This is a genomic window from Rhodanobacter glycinis, assembly GCF_900114325.1.
GTDB lineage: Bacteria > Pseudomonadota > Gammaproteobacteria > Xanthomonadales > Rhodanobacteraceae > Rhodanobacter_A > Rhodanobacter_A glycinis.
Genome location: NZ_FOSR01000002.1, coordinates 96,271 through 110,627, shown reverse-complemented (window position 1 = coordinate 110,627; position 14,357 = coordinate 96,271). Strand labels below are relative to the sequence as shown.

Below are 14,357 nucleotides of genomic sequence, written 5' to 3'. Positions count from 1 at the left end.
AGGGCCGGCGCGGGAAACAAGTCACCCGGCTCGCGTCCGTGGCGTTCGGCTTCGGCGGGGTTCAGCGCGGCGGTGCGGCCAGTTCGCGTGCGTCGAGATAGCCGTCGTGATTCCGGTCCAGGCGATGGAATTGCCGACGCAGGTTGGCCTGCCAGGATGTCAGCGTCACCGGGCGGCCGTGTCCACCGGGAAGCTCGCTGGCTTCCAGGATGCCGTCGCCGTTGCTGTCCATCCGATGGAAACCCTGGCTCATGTAGGCGACGTATTCGGCCATGCTGATCCGGCCATCGCCATTGCTGTCCATCTGGCGCAGATAGTCGGATGGCGTTCGCGGGTAACCCTGGGCGGCCAGCGTGGCGCAGGCGAGCATCAGCGGCAGGGCGAATCCGGAGCGGCGCAAGGGCATGAACGATGGCATGGGCCGTAGTGTGCGGCATGTCGATGAGGCGCGGCGAGACCGACCGCACGCCCGGTGCCACGCGGCCCGGATCGGTGGCGAAAAAGCGATGGCTTTTGCCGGTGAACAGGTTTAGCGTAACCGGCCCGGATGTCCATTTTCGAGGTCGCCATGATCTACGAAAGCATTCTCGACACCATCGGTGGTACGCCGGTTGTCCGGCTGCACCGGCTGGCACCCGCGCACGTCACGCTGTACGCCAAGGTGGAGGCGTTCAACCCCGGTGGTTCGGTGAAGGATCGCCTCGCCATCGCGGTGATCCTGGACGCCGAGCGCAAAGGCCTGCTCAAGCCCGGCGATACCGTGATCGAAGCCACCTCGGGCAATACCGGCGTGGCGTTGGCCATGGTTTGCGCGGCACGCGGTTACGGGTTCGTTGCCGTCATGGCCGAGACCTTCTCGGTGGAGCGCCGCAAGCTGATGCGCGCCTACGGCGCGAAGGTGATCCTCACGGCGGCGGCCGAACGCGGCACCGGCATGGTGCGCATCGCCGAAGAACTGGCGCAGAAGCATGGCTGGTTCCTGCCGCGCCAGTTCGACAATCCGGCCAACCCGGCTTACCACCGCAGCACGACGGCCGCAGAAATCCTCAGTGATTTTGCCGGTCGCCGGCTGGACGCCTTCGTCTCCGGCTGGGGTACCGGCGGCACGCTGACCGGCGTGGGCGAGATGCTCAAGCTGGCGCGGCCGGAGGTGAAGATCGTGGTCGCCGAACCCGCGGTGGCGTCGATGCTGGCGGGCAAGGAGTGGCAGCCGCACAAGATCCAGGGCTGGACGCCGGACTTCGTGCCCGGCGTGCTCAATCGCAAGGTGTTCGACGTGGACTTGCCGGTGGACGACATCGCCGCGCGTGATACCGCACGCCGGCTGGCCACGGAGGAAGGCATCTTCGTCGGAGTGTCCGCCGGCGCCACGGTGGCGGCGGCACTGGATTACGCGAAGACGGCGGAGCCGGGCAGCGTGATCCTGGCGATGTTGCCGGACACGGGCGAACGCTACCTGTCCACCTTCCTGCTCGAAGGCGTGGTTGAAGGCTCCGACGACGAGTGGCTGGCCGGCCTGGGTTGAACCACGCCAGCCGGTAACGCGCCGGCCTCAGCGCGAACGCACGCTGCCGTGCAGGCCGATGAATTCGAGGAACTCGGCGCGGGTACGGGCGTCGTCGCGGAACGAGCCCAGCATCTGGCTGGTCACCATCGACACGCCACGCTTGTGCACGCCACGGGTGGTCATGCATTCGTGGCTGGCGTCGATCACCACCGCCACGCCGGCCGGCTGCAGGTTTTCCTGGATGCAGTGGGCGATTTCCGCGGTGAGCTTTTCCTGCACCTGGAAACGCCGGGCGAAACCGTCCACCACGCGCGCCAGCTTGCTGATGCCGACCACGCGGTTGGTCGGCAGGTAACCGACGTGGGCGCGGCCGATGATCGGCGCCATGTGATGCTCGCAATGGCTTTCGAACTCGATGTCGCGCAACACCACCATCTCGTCGTAGCCCTCGACTTCCTTGAAGGTGCGAAGCAGGTAGTCGCCCGGGTCCTCGGCATAGCCGGCGAACCAGTCGCGATACGCCTTGACCACGCGCTTGGGCGTATCGAGCAGGCCTTCGCGCGAAGGATCCTCGCCGGCCCAGCGCAGCAGCGTGCGCACGGCATCCTCGGCTTGTTCGCGGGTGACGTCGGTGGGGTGGTTCGGCTCGCTCATGCGGGTTCCTGGGGGACGGCGCGGGTCTGCCAGTGTAGCGCCCGCCGAATCCGGCGGCGACGGGTGCGGTTCAAGCCGGCCGCGGCGCGATGGAGCAAAACACGGTGACCCGGTGCGGTTGCGGCGGTTCGAGCGGCACCAGCCATGCTTCGCCCGCGACGATCGCCGTACACGGGCCCAGCGTGGCCACGCGGATGCGACGGGCGGACGCCTCGCGCTGCAGCCGATCCAGCACGCTGCGCAAAACCGTGCCGGTGAACGGCGTGTAGAGGTAGAACACGGTGCCGGTGGAGAGATCGGCGGCGCGGGCATCCTGTTCGACGAAGGTGACGCCCGTGAGCGCCAGTGCTTCGGCGCAACGGCGGGCACAGGCGATATAAGCCGCGTTGCGCTCGATGCCGATGCAGCGCGCGCCCGTGCAGATCGTCGCCAGCAGCGGCACGTGGCCGAGGCCGGAGCCGAGGTCGACCAGCACGTCCGTTGCGTCGAGGCGAGTGCGCTCGATCATGTCGAGGATGTGGCGGGCCGGCGTGGGCTGGTAGAACACCATCTCGGCCGGCAACGCATCGTCGTCACCAGCGGGTTCGTCGAACGGCAGCACACCGGCGAGCACGCTGTCGAGGGCGTCGTAGGCCTGGCCATCCGGCGATGTGTCAGCCGGTGCGGCGAGTGCCTGCAGCCAGTGGCGCATGACGGCTTTGCCTTCGCCGTCACGAATGGCTGCACGGATGGCGAGGTAAGCCGTGTGGTTGACGGTTTCCAGCTGCCGCATCAACGCGCTGGCGTGCCGGCGGACCGCATCGGCCACGTCGTCGAAGAGCAGGGCATCCAGCCGGTCCATCGCCTCGATGCGTTCGCGCAGTCGCTCCGGGCGCTGCAGCGAGTCATCGCGTTCGATTTCCGCGATGCGCGCCTGCAGGACCGCCGTGGCATCGGGTGGCATGGGCGTCAGGCCTCGCTGTCTTCCTCGTCATCCGTGCCGGGGGATGGCAGCACGGCGCCGATCAGGTCGTCGGCCTCGTCCTCGGTCAACGATTCCACGCTGCGCAACCGGCGCTCGATCGCGCGGGTGCGCACGCCGGTGGCGTCGATGTGCTTGCCGGCCTCGTCGAGCTTCTTCTTGACCTTGTCCAGCACGTCGCCGAACTTGCCGAACTCGGTTTTCACCGCGCCGAGCACGCTCCATACCTCGCTGCTGCGCTTGGCGATGGCCAGCGTGCGGAAGCCCATCTGCAGGCTGTTGAGCAGGGCGCTCAGCGTGGTCGGGCCGGCGATGGTGATGCGGTGGTCGCGTTGCAGGTTTTCGAACAGGCCCGGTCGACGGATCACTTCGGCGTAAAGCCCCTCGGTGGGCAGGAACAGCACCGCGAAGTCGGTGGTGTGCGGCGGTGCCACGTACTTGCCGGCGATGCGCTTGGCCTCCTCGCGCACGCGCAGTTCCAGCGCGCGCCCGGCGAGCGCTGCGGCATCGGCATCGGCGGCATCCTGTGCGTCGAGCAGGCGCTGGTAATCCTCGACCGGGAACTTCGCGTCGATCGGCAGGTACAGCCGTCCGCCGTCCTGCTGGCCAGGCATGCAGATGGCGAATTCCACCCGCTCGCTGCTGCCCGGCACGGTGGCCACGTTGGATTCGTACTGGTCGGGAGTGAGCATTTGCTCCAGCAGGGCGCCCAGCTGCACTTCACCGTAGATGCCGCGGCTCTTCACGTTGGTCAGCACGCGCTTCAGGTCGCCGACGCCGGTGGCGAGGTTGCGCATCTCGCCCAGCCCTTGCTGCACGGCTTCGAGGTGGCGGGTGACGATCTGGAACGATTGCCCGAGCCGGGTTTCCAGCGTGCTCTGCAGCTTTTCGTCGACGGTGGCGCGCATCTGTTCCAGCTTGGCGGCGTTGTCCTGCTGGATCGCGCCGAGCTTGGCCTCCAGCGTGGCGCGCACTTCGCCCATGCGCTTCTCGTTGTCGGCGGTGAGGGCGCCCAGCCGCTGCTGCTGCTGTTCGCCGAAGCGGTTCAGCGCCAGCGTGAGTTCCTCGCGGCTCTTGCGTGCGTCATCGGCCAGGCGTTGTGCCAGCGTCTGCAGCCCGGCGCTGGTGCTGTCGGTGAGCGCGGCGAGCCGTTGGCCGAAGCCGTCGATGCGTTCGGCCTGCTGGCGCGACATGCCGGTCAGCTGCTCGCCGACGTGGTTGCGAAAGCGATCGAAGCCCTGCTGCAGCTCCTCGCGACCGGCGCGCTGTTCCTCGCGCAGCGTGCGCTGCAGGCGTTCGTTGTCGTCCTTCAGGGCATCGAGCCGGGCGCCCAGCTCGTGGCTGCCGGACTTGCGCAGCAGGATGAATACCTGCAATGCCAGCACGACGAGCACGGCCAGCAGGAGAATGTCGGTGATAGGCATGGATCGTTTCCGCGGATTCAAGGGTACAAGTTTACGCGCTGGCGTCTCAGTTTCCGGGACGGCGCGTCAACGCTGGACGTCGGGCCGATCGTGGCGATATGGTTGCCCGTATCGCGGCGCCACATGCCGTGACAGGCCGCATGGCGGCCGGCGTCGCTCGGACGGTTCCGGGCGCCTACGACCATCGAGATCATCATGACCGAGCCCGGTTCTCCGCGCCGTTTCGCGCGCATCGAACGTCTTCCGCCCTACGTTTTCAACATCACCGCCGAGCTGAAGATGGCGGCGCGTCGGCGCGGCGAGGACATCGTCGACTTCAGCATGGGCAACCCCGATGGCGCCACGCCGCCGCATATCGTGGAGAAGCTGTGCATGGTGGCGCAGCGGCCGGACACGCACGGCTATTCGACATCGAAGGGCATTCCGCGCTTGCGCCGCGCGATCGCGCATTGGTATGCCGATCGCTATGGCGTCGAGCTCGATCCCGAAAGCGAGGCCATCGTCACCATCGGCTCGAAAGAGGGCCTGGCGCACCTGATGCTGGCCACGCTGGATCGCGGCGACACCGTGCTCGTGCCCAATCCCAGTTACCCGATCCACATCTACGGCGCGGTGATCGCGGGCGCGCAAATCCGTTCGGTGCCGATGGCGCCGGGCATCGATTTCTTCGCCGAGCTCGAGCGCGGTATCCGCGAGAGCATTCCGAAGCCGAAGATGATGATTCTCGGCTTCCCGTCGAACCCCACCGCGCAGTGCGTGGAGCTGGACTTCTTCGAGCGGGTGATTGCGCTGGCCAGACAGTACGACGTGCTGGTGGTGCACGACCTGGCCTACGCCGACATCACTTACGACGGCTGGAAGGCGCCATCGATCATGCAGGTGTCCGGCGCGAAGGACATCGCGGTGGAATTCTTCACCCTGTCCAAGAGCTACAACATGGCCGGCTGGCGCATCGGTTTCATGGTCGGCAATGCCGAGCTGGTTGCAGCGCTGGCACGGATCAAGAGCTATCACGATTACGGCACCTTCACCCCGCTGCAAGTGGCTGCGATAGCTGCACTGGAAGGCGACCAGCAGTGCGTGCGCGACATTGCTCATCAATATCAGTTGCGCCGCGACGTACTCGTCAAGGGGCTGCATGAAGCCGGCTGGATGGTAGAGAACCCGCGTGCGTCGATGTACGTCTGGGCGAAAATTCCCGAGCCGTACCTGTCGCTCGGTTCGCTGGAGTTCGCCAAGAAGCTGCTGGCCGAGGCCAAGGTGTCCGTGTCGCCCGGCGTGGGTTTCGGTGATTACGGTGACGACCACGTGCGCTTCGCCCTGATCGAGAACCAGGATCGCATCCGCCAGGCGGTGCGCGGCATCAAGGCAATGTTCCGGAAGGATGGCCTGCTCCCCGCTGCGGCGAAGGCAGCAGGCGAGACGACGAAGGATGCGGGCGCCGGCACCGGCTGAGTTCATGCGGTCCGCCTGCCTGAGTCATCGTGGTCATTCCACGGGCAGGATTTTTCGGGAGGGGACGGTTGGAGATCCGGATCGACAAGCTGGAGAGCCCCGCGGTTCTTGCACTGCTTCGCGAGCATCTCGACTCGCTGGCGCCGACCGCGCCGGCAGAGAGTCGCCACGCACTGGATCTGGAGGGATTGCGTCGTGCCGACGTCACCTTTTGGTGTGTCTGGGATGGCGAGGCGCTGGCCGGGTTCGGGGCGCTGAAGCAGCTGACCGGATCGCATGCCGAGATCAAGTCCATGCGCACCGCCGCTTCGCATGTGCGGCGTGGCGTCGCTTCCATGCTGTTGCGGCACCTGGTGCAAGAGGCCATCACCCGCGGTTATTCGAGGCTGAGTCTGGAAACGGGCTCGATGGCATTCTTCGAGCCTGCACGGCGCTTGTATGCATCGTTCGGGTTCGAACCGTGTGCGCCTTTTGGAAGTTACAAACGCGATCCGAACAGTGTTTACATGACCCGGAAACTCGACGGACGGGCACCCGCTGGATGAGCCGGGCGCACAAGCGCGAACCGGTGCCCTCCGCGCGCTTCCGACTCCGTGCCGGATGGCAACCGGAGATGGGCGGCGGTGATTTCACGCTGTCGTATCCAGTGGCAGGTAAAGATGGTGCAATCCGTCCAACGTGGAGCCTGTCGTGGAATGCAGTCATGACTATCTGATCGTCGGGGGCGGCATGGCCGCAGATGCCGCCGCCAAATCCATTCGCGAGATCGATGCCGCTGCCGATGTCGGCATCGTGGGCGACGAGGCAGCGCCGCCCTATCAGCGGCCACCGTTGTCCAAGGCGTTGTGGAAGGGCGACAAGTCGCCGGGCGATATCGACCTGGATACGGCCGCCAGCGGAGCGGTGGTGCACGGTGGTCGGCGCATCGTGGCACTGGATCGTGCCGCGCACCTCGCGCGCGACGACCATGGCAACAGCTATCGCTATTGTCGATTGCTGCTGGCTACCGGCGCCACGCCGCGGCGACTGCCTTTCGATGCCGGCGAACGGATGATCCATTTCCGCACGCTGGACGACTATCGCGCATTGCGCCGCTTCGCGGTCAAGGGCGCGCACGTGGCGGTGGTCGGCGGCGGCTTCATCGGCAGCGAACTGGCCGCCTCGCTGGCGGGCGCGGGCTGCAAGGTGACAATGCTGTTCCCCGGGCCGTCGATCGGTGCGGGTCGCTATCCCGATGCGCTGTGTCATTTCCTCGACGACTACTACCGCGAACATGGCGTGACCGTGTCTGCCGGCGTGAACGTGGTAGATGGCAAGGCAGTTGGTGAGGGCGTGGAACTGGCGCTGTCCGATGGCGAGACCTTGCGCGTGGATGCAGTGGCGGTGGGCATTGGCGTGACGCCGAACGCCGAGTTGGCGGAACAGGCCGGGCTGAAAGTCGATAACGGCGTTGTCGTCGATGACCGTCTGCGCAGCAGCGACGCCGACATCTGGGCCGCCGGCGATATCGCCAATTTCCGCAACCCGGCGCTGGATCGACGCCTGCGCGTGGAACACGAGGACGCCGCCGTCGGCATGGGCAAGCACGCCGGCCGCGTGATGGCCGGCATCGACGAGCCATACGACACGCTGCCGTTCTTCTACTCCGACCTGTTCGACCTGGGCTATGAAGCCGTCGGCCTGCTCGACAGCCACCTCGACGTGGTCGAGGACTGGCGCGAACCGTGCCGCGAAGGCGTGGTGTATTACCTCGACGGTGGCCGCGTGCGCGGCGTGCTGCTGTGGAATACCTGGGACCAGGTGGACGCGGCGCGCGAGTTGATTGCGCAAGCGGGGCCGTTCGACGCGTCGTCGTTGCGCGGGCGCTTGCCGCACAGCACCTGAAATGCGTGGCGTGTCAAAGGCGACTCCCCTCCCCTGATTGTCAGGTGCGAGGTGCTCGAAGCATGGTCAAGGCCGTCTGCATGGTCCGATCCCGCGCCAGTAGGTCCGTGGTCGAGTGCGTCCCGCCCGAAACCACGACAAGCTTCAGGTTGCCGGGCATGCCCGCCGCTCGTAAATCCGAGAGCGGAGTCTCTCTATCCGCCGTACCCTGAAATACGACGGCTGGTACATCCCGCATGCTCGACAGCGCTTCAGCAAGCGAATAGTCATGCGCGAGGAGCCTTGGAACAGGCAGCAATGCCAGTGGTGCCAGATACCAGCGGGCGTTTAGGCGAAGGCGAATCGCTGAAGAGAACGAGCGTGCTGCGCTGTCGAGAATGAGTCCCGCGGGATGAGTTTTTGCGGCAGCGTAGGCTGCGACCATGGAGCCCAGGGAGCGACCGTACAGCACTATTCGGTGGCCCGGACATGTAGCTTGGGCAGCCTCGGCTGTCTGCGTGGCGAGCACCATGATTTCGTGCAGATGATGAGGTGTGCCAGGGGCGCCATTTTGCCCCGGGTAGGCGACGGCCAGAACGGCAATGCCATGAGCGACGAATGCAGGGAACAGGTTCCTTATGTACGCAGAGATGTTGCCATGTTGGCCGGGAAAGAAGACGACGCAGCCCACCTTCGGTGTTCCGTAGCGCCGAACCAGAATGGCATTGCCGTCATCACCGCCGATGCGCAAGAACAGCGGTGCCGTTGTTTGTGCGGAGAGGGCAACGTGTGGCAATACCAGCGATTCAACCCCGAATCGAAAAAAGCATGCTCCTGCAACGAAGTAGAAGAGCACGAATGCTGCAATCGTGAGCAGGGGCGTGCGGATCTTCATGAGGTGGCGGGCACCTGGCACCTGGATAAAACTGCCGGGATATCTGTAGGAGCGCACCCTGTGCGCGATGCTTTTTATCGACACTTGAAGCAAGAGCATCGCGCACAAGGTGCGCTCCTACAACAGCCACGTGGGATCAATCCACCCGGCAGAACACCGCCTTCAGGTAACGGCTTTCCGGTACGTCGGTGCGCACCGGGTGGTCGGCGCCGGCGCCGCGTACTTCCAGTACCTGGATCTCGCGGCCGGCGTTCAGGGCCACCCGGCGCAGCATCTCCAGGAAGTCCGCTTCGCTGACCAGTCCGGTACACGAGCAGGTGAGCAGCAGGCCGCCGGGCGGGATCACGTCCAGCGCCAGCCGGTTCATCGCGAAGTATTTCTTCAGCGCGTCGAACACCTTGTTGCGGTCGCGGGTGAGCTTGGCCGGGTCGAGAATCACCGCGTCGTATTGCTCGCCACGCGCCACGGCGGCGCGCAGCCAGTCGAAGATATCGGCCTGCTGGAAATCCACCGTGACGCCATTGGCGGTGGCGTTGGCACGGGCGATATCGAGGATGCCCGCGTCCATGTCCACGCCGACCGCTTCGCGCGCGCCCGCGGCCATGGCGTGCACGGCGAAGCCGCCGGCGTTGCAGCACAGATCCAGTACACGGCGGCCCTTGGCCAGTTCGGCGAAGCGACGGCGGTTGTCGCGCTGGTCGGCGAAGAAACCGGTCTTGTGGCCGCAGCCGGGCGCCGCGTGGAAGCGTAGGCCGTGCTCGTGCACCTCTACTGCGTCGGGCACGTCGGCCGCGCGGCAGTCGAACGATTCCTGCTTCTGCACGTGGCTTTCGGCAAACCAGTACAAACGTGCGCCGGGGAAGTGTTGCAGCAGCGCGGCGTGGATGGTGTCGCGGAACTTCCACATGCCGGCGGCGAAGTATTCGATCACCAGGATGTCGGCGTAGCGGTCCACGATCAGCCCGGAAAGGCCGTCGCCCTCGCTGTGCACCACACGCCAGGCATCGCTGGCGTCATCCAGTCGCAGCAGTTCGTGGCGCAACTGCACGGCGCGGTGGATGCGCGCGGCGATCCACTCGGCATCGATCGCTTCGGCCGGGTTGCTGGTCAGCAGGCGCAGCGCGATGCGCGCATGGCCGTTCCAGAATGCCTGGCCGATGAAGCGATTCTTCGCATCGCGCACTTCCACCACGCTGCCCGGCGGGATGCGCGCTTCCGGCTTGTGGACCTGGGCGGACCAGATCCACGGATGGCCGGGCGTGCGGTCGGATTTGAGGCGGATCGGAGGATGGGCGACGGGCGTATTCATCCGCCCATGATAGCTGGCTTCGGCGTGGACTCTCGCTCAGCGCAGCCGCAACGCCAGCCAGGACAACAGCGCCAGCAGGTTGAGGCCCAGTCGCGAGGTTGCCGGACCGGCCAGCGCCAGCCCGAAGCCTTCGCTGCCCAGGCGCCAGGTGATGCCCGGGTGTACCGGCAGGTGCAGCGTGGCGAACACGTCGACGTAAGCACCGCAGTGCATGGCGTAGCTGAAGATCGGCGTGGCGATCAACGGTAGCTGCAGCAGTTGGGCCCAGCTCGACAGACGGATGCCGCGCTCGCTGCCTTCCAGCAGCAGCACGCCGGCGACCATCACGAAAGCGTAGGCAGCCAGCGCGATCAGTGCCGGCAGCGCGTTGTGCAGCGAGCCGGGCGGCAGCAGCCGGCGCAGCATGGTGGCAAAGCCGTACAGGCCACCGGCCACTTCGAGGATGCCGATCAGGCGGAACAAAACGGTACGCACGCGGCAAGCCTCGTTCGAAAGGGACGCAAGCATAGAGCCACCACCGCAGCGTGGGCCAGCCACGCCGCTGGCCCGTGTTCAGGCCAGCAGGATGCCGCGCGGCTCCTCCAGGATGACGTGCGGCACGAAGCGCGCGCTGTCGCGAGTGACCAGGGTGGCGTCCTCGCGCAGGCCGATGCCGCAGGCACGGTCGCCCACCACCCAACTGCCGACCAGCGGGTAGTGGCCGTTGAATGCGGTGAGCGGGTGGCAGGCCTGGCGGATGCACGGGCCGCGATAAGGGCCTTCGGTGGCCAGCTCGCGACCGTCGGCCAGGTGCATGGCGATGTTGGCGCCCTCACGCGAATGCAGCGGCTTGCGCACCCAGCCACGCGGCAGCTCGCCGCCGGCATCGAAGGCAGCCGGCAGCAGGTTGGGATGGCCGGGGTAGGCGTCCCACAGCAGCGGGAGAATGCCCTTGTTGCTGAGCAGCGCCTTCCACGGCGGCTCGATCAATTGCAGCCCGGATGCGGGCAGGTAGCGGCCAAACGCGTCCTGGAACAGGTCTTCCAGCGGATAGAGCTTGAACAGGCAACCGATGACGCGGTCGTCAAGATCGGTGAAGCGGCCGTCGACGGTGCGGCCGATATCCTCGATGGCGATGAACTCGCCATCGATGCCGGCTTGCAGCGCGCAGTCACGCAGATAGGCGACGGTGCCGCGGTCTTCCTCCGAATCGCGTACGGCCGCGAAGCGGAACGGACGCCGGATGGTGCGCGCGATGCTGCCGAAGGCTTCCACCAGCGCTTCCTGGATCGAGTTGAACTGGTCGGTGTCGGGTGGCAACCGGTCGCCGGCAAGCAGGTCCTCCAGCCATTGCCACTGGAAGAAGGCGGCCTCGAACAGCGCGGTGGGCGTGTCGTAGTTCAGCTCGTAGAGCTTGGCGGGGCCGGTGCCGTCGTAGGCGAAATCCATGCGTCCGTACAGGTGCGGCGAGCGCGTCTCCCAGCTCCGGGCAATCCAGTCCCGGTAATGTTCGGGAATGCCGAGTCGGGCCAGTGCGGCCTCGTCGCGCACGATGCGCTCGACCATGTCCAGCGCCATCGCGTGCAGCTCTTCGGTGGGTGCCTCGATGTCGTCTTCGATCTCGCGCAGGTTGAAGGCGTAGTACGCCGTTTCATCCCAATACGGCGCATCGTCGATGGTGTGGAAGCCGAAGCCGCAGGCGGCGGCCTTGGCGCGCCAGTCCGGGCGCTCGGCGCTGACGATGCGGCGCATCAGCCGCCGAAACCATGGAAGCCGTGGAAGCCGTGCGATCCGCCGGAGCGGCCGAAGCCGCCGCGGCTGACCGTGATCGCGCGGTCCGGCGTGGCGGAGACCCGCGTCATCGACCGGCCGGTGCCGCTGCGGTATACGCCGCCGTAGCTGCCGCCGGCGTAACCGCTGCCGCCATAACTTCCACCAGCGGGATTGTCCGGGCGCTTGTCATCGGCCGGGCGCCGCCAGCTGTTCCAGCGGTCGCGGAAAGCCGGTGCACTGTTGAAGCCGTTGGCGGCGCGGCCGTGGTGCATCATTTGCGACAGGAAGAAGCCGGTCATCAGCGGACCATAGAAACTGTGCTGGCCGCTGCCGCGCTGGATGCACTGATCGAGTCCGAAGTCGGCTTCGCATGTTGCGGCCGTGGCGTAGTGTGGTGCTTCGGCTTCGGCCTCCTGGTGCGCTTTCAGGTAGGCATCGCTGCAGGTGGCGACATCGTGGGTGGCGGCGGTACAGGCCTCCACCGAGGTGTACAGGCCGCTGCGCGTGGCGTCGGGTTCGTTGTTGCAGGCACTCAGCAGCAGGGGTGTGGCGCCCATCGCGAGCAGGACGGCGGTGCGGGATCGCTTCATGGTTTCGTTCCGTGAAATCAGTCGGCGAAGTGTCTCAGTTCGCGCGGCGCCGGGAAAGGTGGCGCGAAGCCTATTCGAGCTCGTCGGCCAGCTCGTGCAGGTCGGCGATGTGCTGCTCCCACCAGCGGGGTTCGGCGGCAAACGGGAACGCGGCGGGAAAGGCGGGGTCGTGCCAGCGCTGGGCGATCCAGCCGGCATGGTGCACCTGGCGCATCGCGCGCAGCACGGGCACCAGCGCCAGTTCGGCCGGGTCGAAATCGCGCATGGACGTATAGCCATCCAGCAGCGACTGCATGGCGTGCTCGTCGTGGGCGAGCATCCACAGGTCCTGCACGGCCGGGCCGCCGCGGGCGTCGTCGAGATCCACGAAATGCGGGCCGGCGTCGGTCCACAGCAGATTGCCGGGGTGGCAATCGCCGTGCAGGCGCAGCGAACGCACGGGGCCGACAGCGTCCTGGCGTGCGGCTGCCGCCGCATCCAGCCGTTGCGCGGCGTTGCGATAGTTTGCGTGCAGCGACTCGGGCAGCAGCGACGAGGCCAGCACGGCTTGTACCGGTTGTTCGATCAGGGTGGCGTGATCGATCCGGCCACGGTGCGCGAAGGGTTCGCGCGCGCCGACAGCATGCATGCGCGCGATCAGTCGCCCCAACCATTCCAGTTGCTCGGTCGATTCCAGCGTGGGCGCGCGTCCGCCGCGGCGTGGCGTCAGTGCGTAGCGGAAGCCGCCGTGATGCAACAGTGTGCGGCCACTGAAGACCAGTGGTGCCACCACCGGCAGCTCGGCATCGGCCAGTTCCTGCGCGAAGGCGTGTTCCTCAAGGATCGCCGCATCGGTCCAGCGGCCCGGGCGGTAGAACTTGGCGATGACTGGCGCTTCGTCCTCGATGCCCACCTGCCACACACGGTTCTCGTAGCTGTTCAACGCCAGCAGGCGGCCGTCCGGCCACAGCCCGCAGGCGCTTACGGCGTCGAGCACGAGGTCCGGGGTGAGGTTGGCGTAGGGGGCATCAATCATGCGAAGCCCCATGCCCCGAAGGTGCGCGCGTATCCGGGGCGCGCAAGTGTGCGAACCCGCACGGCACGCTCGCCTCCTCTCCCCTCCGGGGAGAGGATTGAGGCGAGGGGCGGGTGCTCGCGACAGCGCGCATCGAAAGCCGCTTCGAAGCGGCCATGACGCAAGAGTGTCCCCTCACCCCAGCCCTCTCCCCGGCGGGGAGAGGGAGTAAAAAGCATGCGAACCCGCACGGCACGTTCGCCTCCTCTCCCCTTTGGGGAGAGGATTGAGGTGAGGGGCGGGTGCTCGCGACAGCACGCATCGAAAGCCGCTTCGAAGCGGCCATGACGCAAGAGTGTCCCCTCACCCCAGCTCTCCCCCCGGCGGGGAGAGGGCGTAAAAGGCATGCAAACTTGCCCGATGCGTTCACTCTCTCCCCAAAAGGGAGAGGGGGAAACGTGAGGCTTCTCCCTCCGTGTGGGAGAAAGCTGCGATCTCACTTGCCCACCACCGCAACGGGCACCACCGCCATGGTCAGTCGCGACATGCACACCAGCTGGCCGGCTTCGTTCTCGATGCGGATTTCCCAGACCTGGGTGGAGCGCCCCAGATGCAATGCCTTGGCGGTGCCGGTGACGATGCCTTCGCGTACGCCGCGCACGTGGTTGGCGTTGATGTCCAGGCCCACCGCGCGTTCGCGTGCAGGATCCAGCGTAAGCATGGCGGCGACGCTGCCCAGCGTTTCGGCCAGCGCCACCGAGGCACCGCCGTGCAGCAGGCCGTAGGGCTGGTGCGTGCGATGGTCCACCGGCATCGTGCCTTGCAGCCAGTCGTCGCCCGCGGCAGTGACGCGGATGTCGAGCGATTCCAGCATCGTGTTGGCGCGCCAGCTGTTGATGTGCTCGAGGTCGATGTCCTGCTTCCAGATGCTCATGGCCGGATACTCTTTGGAT

15 protein-coding genes are annotated in these 14,357 nt (G+C 66.5%); 4 read left to right on the top strand and 11 right to left on the bottom strand.

Going from position 1 to position 14,357, the window contains the following annotated elements; translation table 11 throughout:
* Nucleotides 1–61 precede the first annotated feature (61 nt).
* Nucleotides 62–418, bottom strand: a complete 357-nt coding sequence (locus BMY90_RS02850; protein ID WP_008216543.1) for an EF-hand domain-containing protein — start codon at nucleotides 416–418, stop codon at nucleotides 62–64.
* A 150-nt stretch (nucleotides 419–568) separates the two neighbouring features.
* Here BMY90_RS02850 and cysK point away from each other — a divergent pair, with 150 nt between their 5' ends.
* Entirely contained in the window at nucleotides 569–1,525 is a 957-nt protein-coding gene (gene cysK / locus BMY90_RS02845; RefSeq protein ID WP_092701784.1) for a cysteine synthase A, read from the top strand.
* A gap of 27 nt (nucleotides 1,526–1,552) precedes the next feature.
* Here cysK and folE read toward each other — a convergent pair whose 3' ends face one another.
* From folE to BMY90_RS02830, 3 genes are all read right to left on the bottom strand, one after another.
* On the bottom strand, nucleotides 1,553–2,161 hold the full coding sequence (folE, locus tag BMY90_RS02840; protein ID WP_008216546.1) for a GTP cyclohydrolase I FolE: 609 nt from the start codon (nucleotides 2,159–2,161) through the stop codon (nucleotides 1,553–1,555).
* A 70-nt stretch (nucleotides 2,162–2,231) separates the two neighbouring features.
* Nucleotides 2,232–3,104, bottom strand: a complete 873-nt coding sequence (locus BMY90_RS02835; RefSeq protein ID WP_092701294.1) for a class I SAM-dependent methyltransferase — start codon at nucleotides 3,102–3,104, stop codon at nucleotides 2,232–2,234.
* A 5-nt stretch (nucleotides 3,105–3,109) separates the two neighbouring features.
* The gene (locus tag BMY90_RS02830) at nucleotides 3,110–4,546 is read right to left on the bottom strand and encodes a DNA recombination protein RmuC (RefSeq protein WP_092701291.1); all 1,437 of its coding nucleotides are present in this window, start codon (nucleotides 4,544–4,546) and stop codon (nucleotides 3,110–3,112) included.
* Nucleotides 4,547–4,741: 195 nt separating this feature from the next.
* On the opposite strand from BMY90_RS02830, the gene alaC reads away from it, so the two are divergent.
* From alaC to BMY90_RS02815, 3 genes are all read left to right on the top strand, one after another.
* Nucleotides 4,742–6,001, top strand: coding sequence for an alanine transaminase (gene alaC, locus BMY90_RS02825; protein ID WP_092701288.1), 1,260 nt, complete (start codon nucleotides 4,742–4,744; stop codon nucleotides 5,999–6,001).
* 68 nt (nucleotides 6,002–6,069) lie between these two features.
* The gene (locus BMY90_RS02820) at nucleotides 6,070–6,546 is read left to right on the top strand and encodes a GNAT family N-acetyltransferase (protein WP_008216553.1); all 477 of its coding nucleotides are present in this window, start codon (nucleotides 6,070–6,072) and stop codon (nucleotides 6,544–6,546) included.
* Between the two features lie 145 nt (nucleotides 6,547–6,691).
* Nucleotides 6,692–7,885: an NAD(P)/FAD-dependent oxidoreductase gene (locus BMY90_RS02815; RefSeq protein WP_092701285.1), complete on the top strand. Its 1,194-nt coding sequence runs from the start codon at nucleotides 6,692–6,694 to the stop codon at nucleotides 7,883–7,885.
* A gap of 40 nt (nucleotides 7,886–7,925) precedes the next feature.
* On the opposite strand, the gene BMY90_RS02810 is transcribed toward BMY90_RS02815, so the two are convergent.
* The 7 genes from BMY90_RS02810 to BMY90_RS02780 form a co-directional block, all read right to left on the bottom strand.
* Nucleotides 7,926–8,759, bottom strand: a complete 834-nt coding sequence (locus BMY90_RS02810) for an alpha/beta hydrolase (protein WP_245734830.1) — start codon at nucleotides 8,757–8,759, stop codon at nucleotides 7,926–7,928.
* Between the two features lie 136 nt (nucleotides 8,760–8,895).
* A complete protein-coding gene (locus tag BMY90_RS02805; RefSeq protein WP_092701279.1) occupies nucleotides 8,896–10,068 on the bottom strand; it encodes a class I SAM-dependent rRNA methyltransferase in 1,173 nt (390 codons plus the stop codon).
* A 36-nt stretch (nucleotides 10,069–10,104) separates the two neighbouring features.
* Nucleotides 10,105–10,542: a hypothetical protein gene (locus BMY90_RS02800; protein ID WP_092701276.1), complete on the bottom strand. Its 438-nt coding sequence runs from the start codon at nucleotides 10,540–10,542 to the stop codon at nucleotides 10,105–10,107.
* Nucleotides 10,543–10,620: 78 nt separating this feature from the next.
* The gene (locus BMY90_RS02795; RefSeq protein ID WP_092701274.1) at nucleotides 10,621–11,799 is read right to left on the bottom strand and encodes a glutathionylspermidine synthase family protein; all 1,179 of its coding nucleotides are present in this window, start codon (nucleotides 11,797–11,799) and stop codon (nucleotides 10,621–10,623) included.
* Complete coding sequence (locus BMY90_RS02790; protein ID WP_092701271.1) at nucleotides 11,799–12,410, bottom strand: DUF1190 domain-containing protein; 612 nt, start codon at nucleotides 12,408–12,410, stop codon at nucleotides 11,799–11,801. Before BMY90_RS02790 ends, BMY90_RS02795 begins: the two co-directional genes overlap by 1 nt.
* 70 nt (nucleotides 12,411–12,480) lie before the next feature.
* Nucleotides 12,481–13,425 (bottom strand): serine/threonine protein kinase, encoded by a 945-nt coding sequence (locus BMY90_RS02785; protein WP_092701781.1) that lies wholly within the window; start codon nucleotides 13,423–13,425, stop codon nucleotides 12,481–12,483.
* A 475-nt stretch (nucleotides 13,426–13,900) separates the two neighbouring features.
* Nucleotides 13,901–14,338, bottom strand: a complete 438-nt coding sequence (locus BMY90_RS02780) for a hotdog fold thioesterase (RefSeq protein WP_092701269.1) — start codon at nucleotides 14,336–14,338, stop codon at nucleotides 13,901–13,903.
* Between the last annotated feature and the right edge of the window lie 19 nt (nucleotides 14,339–14,357).

Excerpts from the sequence above, each read along its gene's own strand:
- BMY90_RS02850 (WP_008216543.1), bottom strand. The coding sequence starts at position 418 with ATGCCATCGTTCATGCCCTTGCGCCGCTCCGGATTCGCCCTGCCGCTG.
- cysK (WP_092701784.1), top strand. The coding sequence starts at position 569 with ATGATCTACGAAAGCATTCTCGACACCATCGGTGGTACGCCGGTTGTC.
- folE (WP_008216546.1), bottom strand. The coding sequence starts at position 2,161 with ATGAGCGAGCCGAACCACCCCACCGACGTCACCCGCGAACAAGCCGAG.
- BMY90_RS02835 (WP_092701294.1), bottom strand. The coding sequence starts at position 3,104 with ATGCCACCCGATGCCACGGCGGTCCTGCAGGCGCGCATCGCGGAAATC.
- BMY90_RS02830 (WP_092701291.1), bottom strand. The coding sequence starts at position 4,546 with ATGCCTATCACCGACATTCTCCTGCTGGCCGTGCTCGTCGTGCTGGCA.
- alaC (WP_092701288.1), top strand. The coding sequence starts at position 4,742 with ATGACCGAGCCCGGTTCTCCGCGCCGTTTCGCGCGCATCGAACGTCTT.
- BMY90_RS02810 (WP_245734830.1), bottom strand. The coding sequence starts at position 8,759 with ATGAAGATCCGCACGCCCCTGCTCACGATTGCAGCATTCGTGCTCTTC.
- BMY90_RS02805 (WP_092701279.1), bottom strand. The coding sequence starts at position 10,068 with ATGAATACGCCCGTCGCCCATCCTCCGATCCGCCTCAAATCCGACCGC.
- BMY90_RS02795 (WP_092701274.1), bottom strand. The coding sequence starts at position 11,799 with ATGCGCCGCATCGTCAGCGCCGAGCGCCCGGACTGGCGCGCCAAGGCC.
- BMY90_RS02790 (WP_092701271.1), bottom strand. The coding sequence starts at position 12,410 with ATGAAGCGATCCCGCACCGCCGTCCTGCTCGCGATGGGCGCCACACCC.
- BMY90_RS02785 (WP_092701781.1), bottom strand. The coding sequence starts at position 13,425 with ATGATTGATGCCCCCTACGCCAACCTCACCCCGGACCTCGTGCTCGAC.
- BMY90_RS02780 (WP_092701269.1), bottom strand. The coding sequence starts at position 14,338 with ATGAGCATCTGGAAGCAGGACATCGACCTCGAGCACATCAACAGCTGG.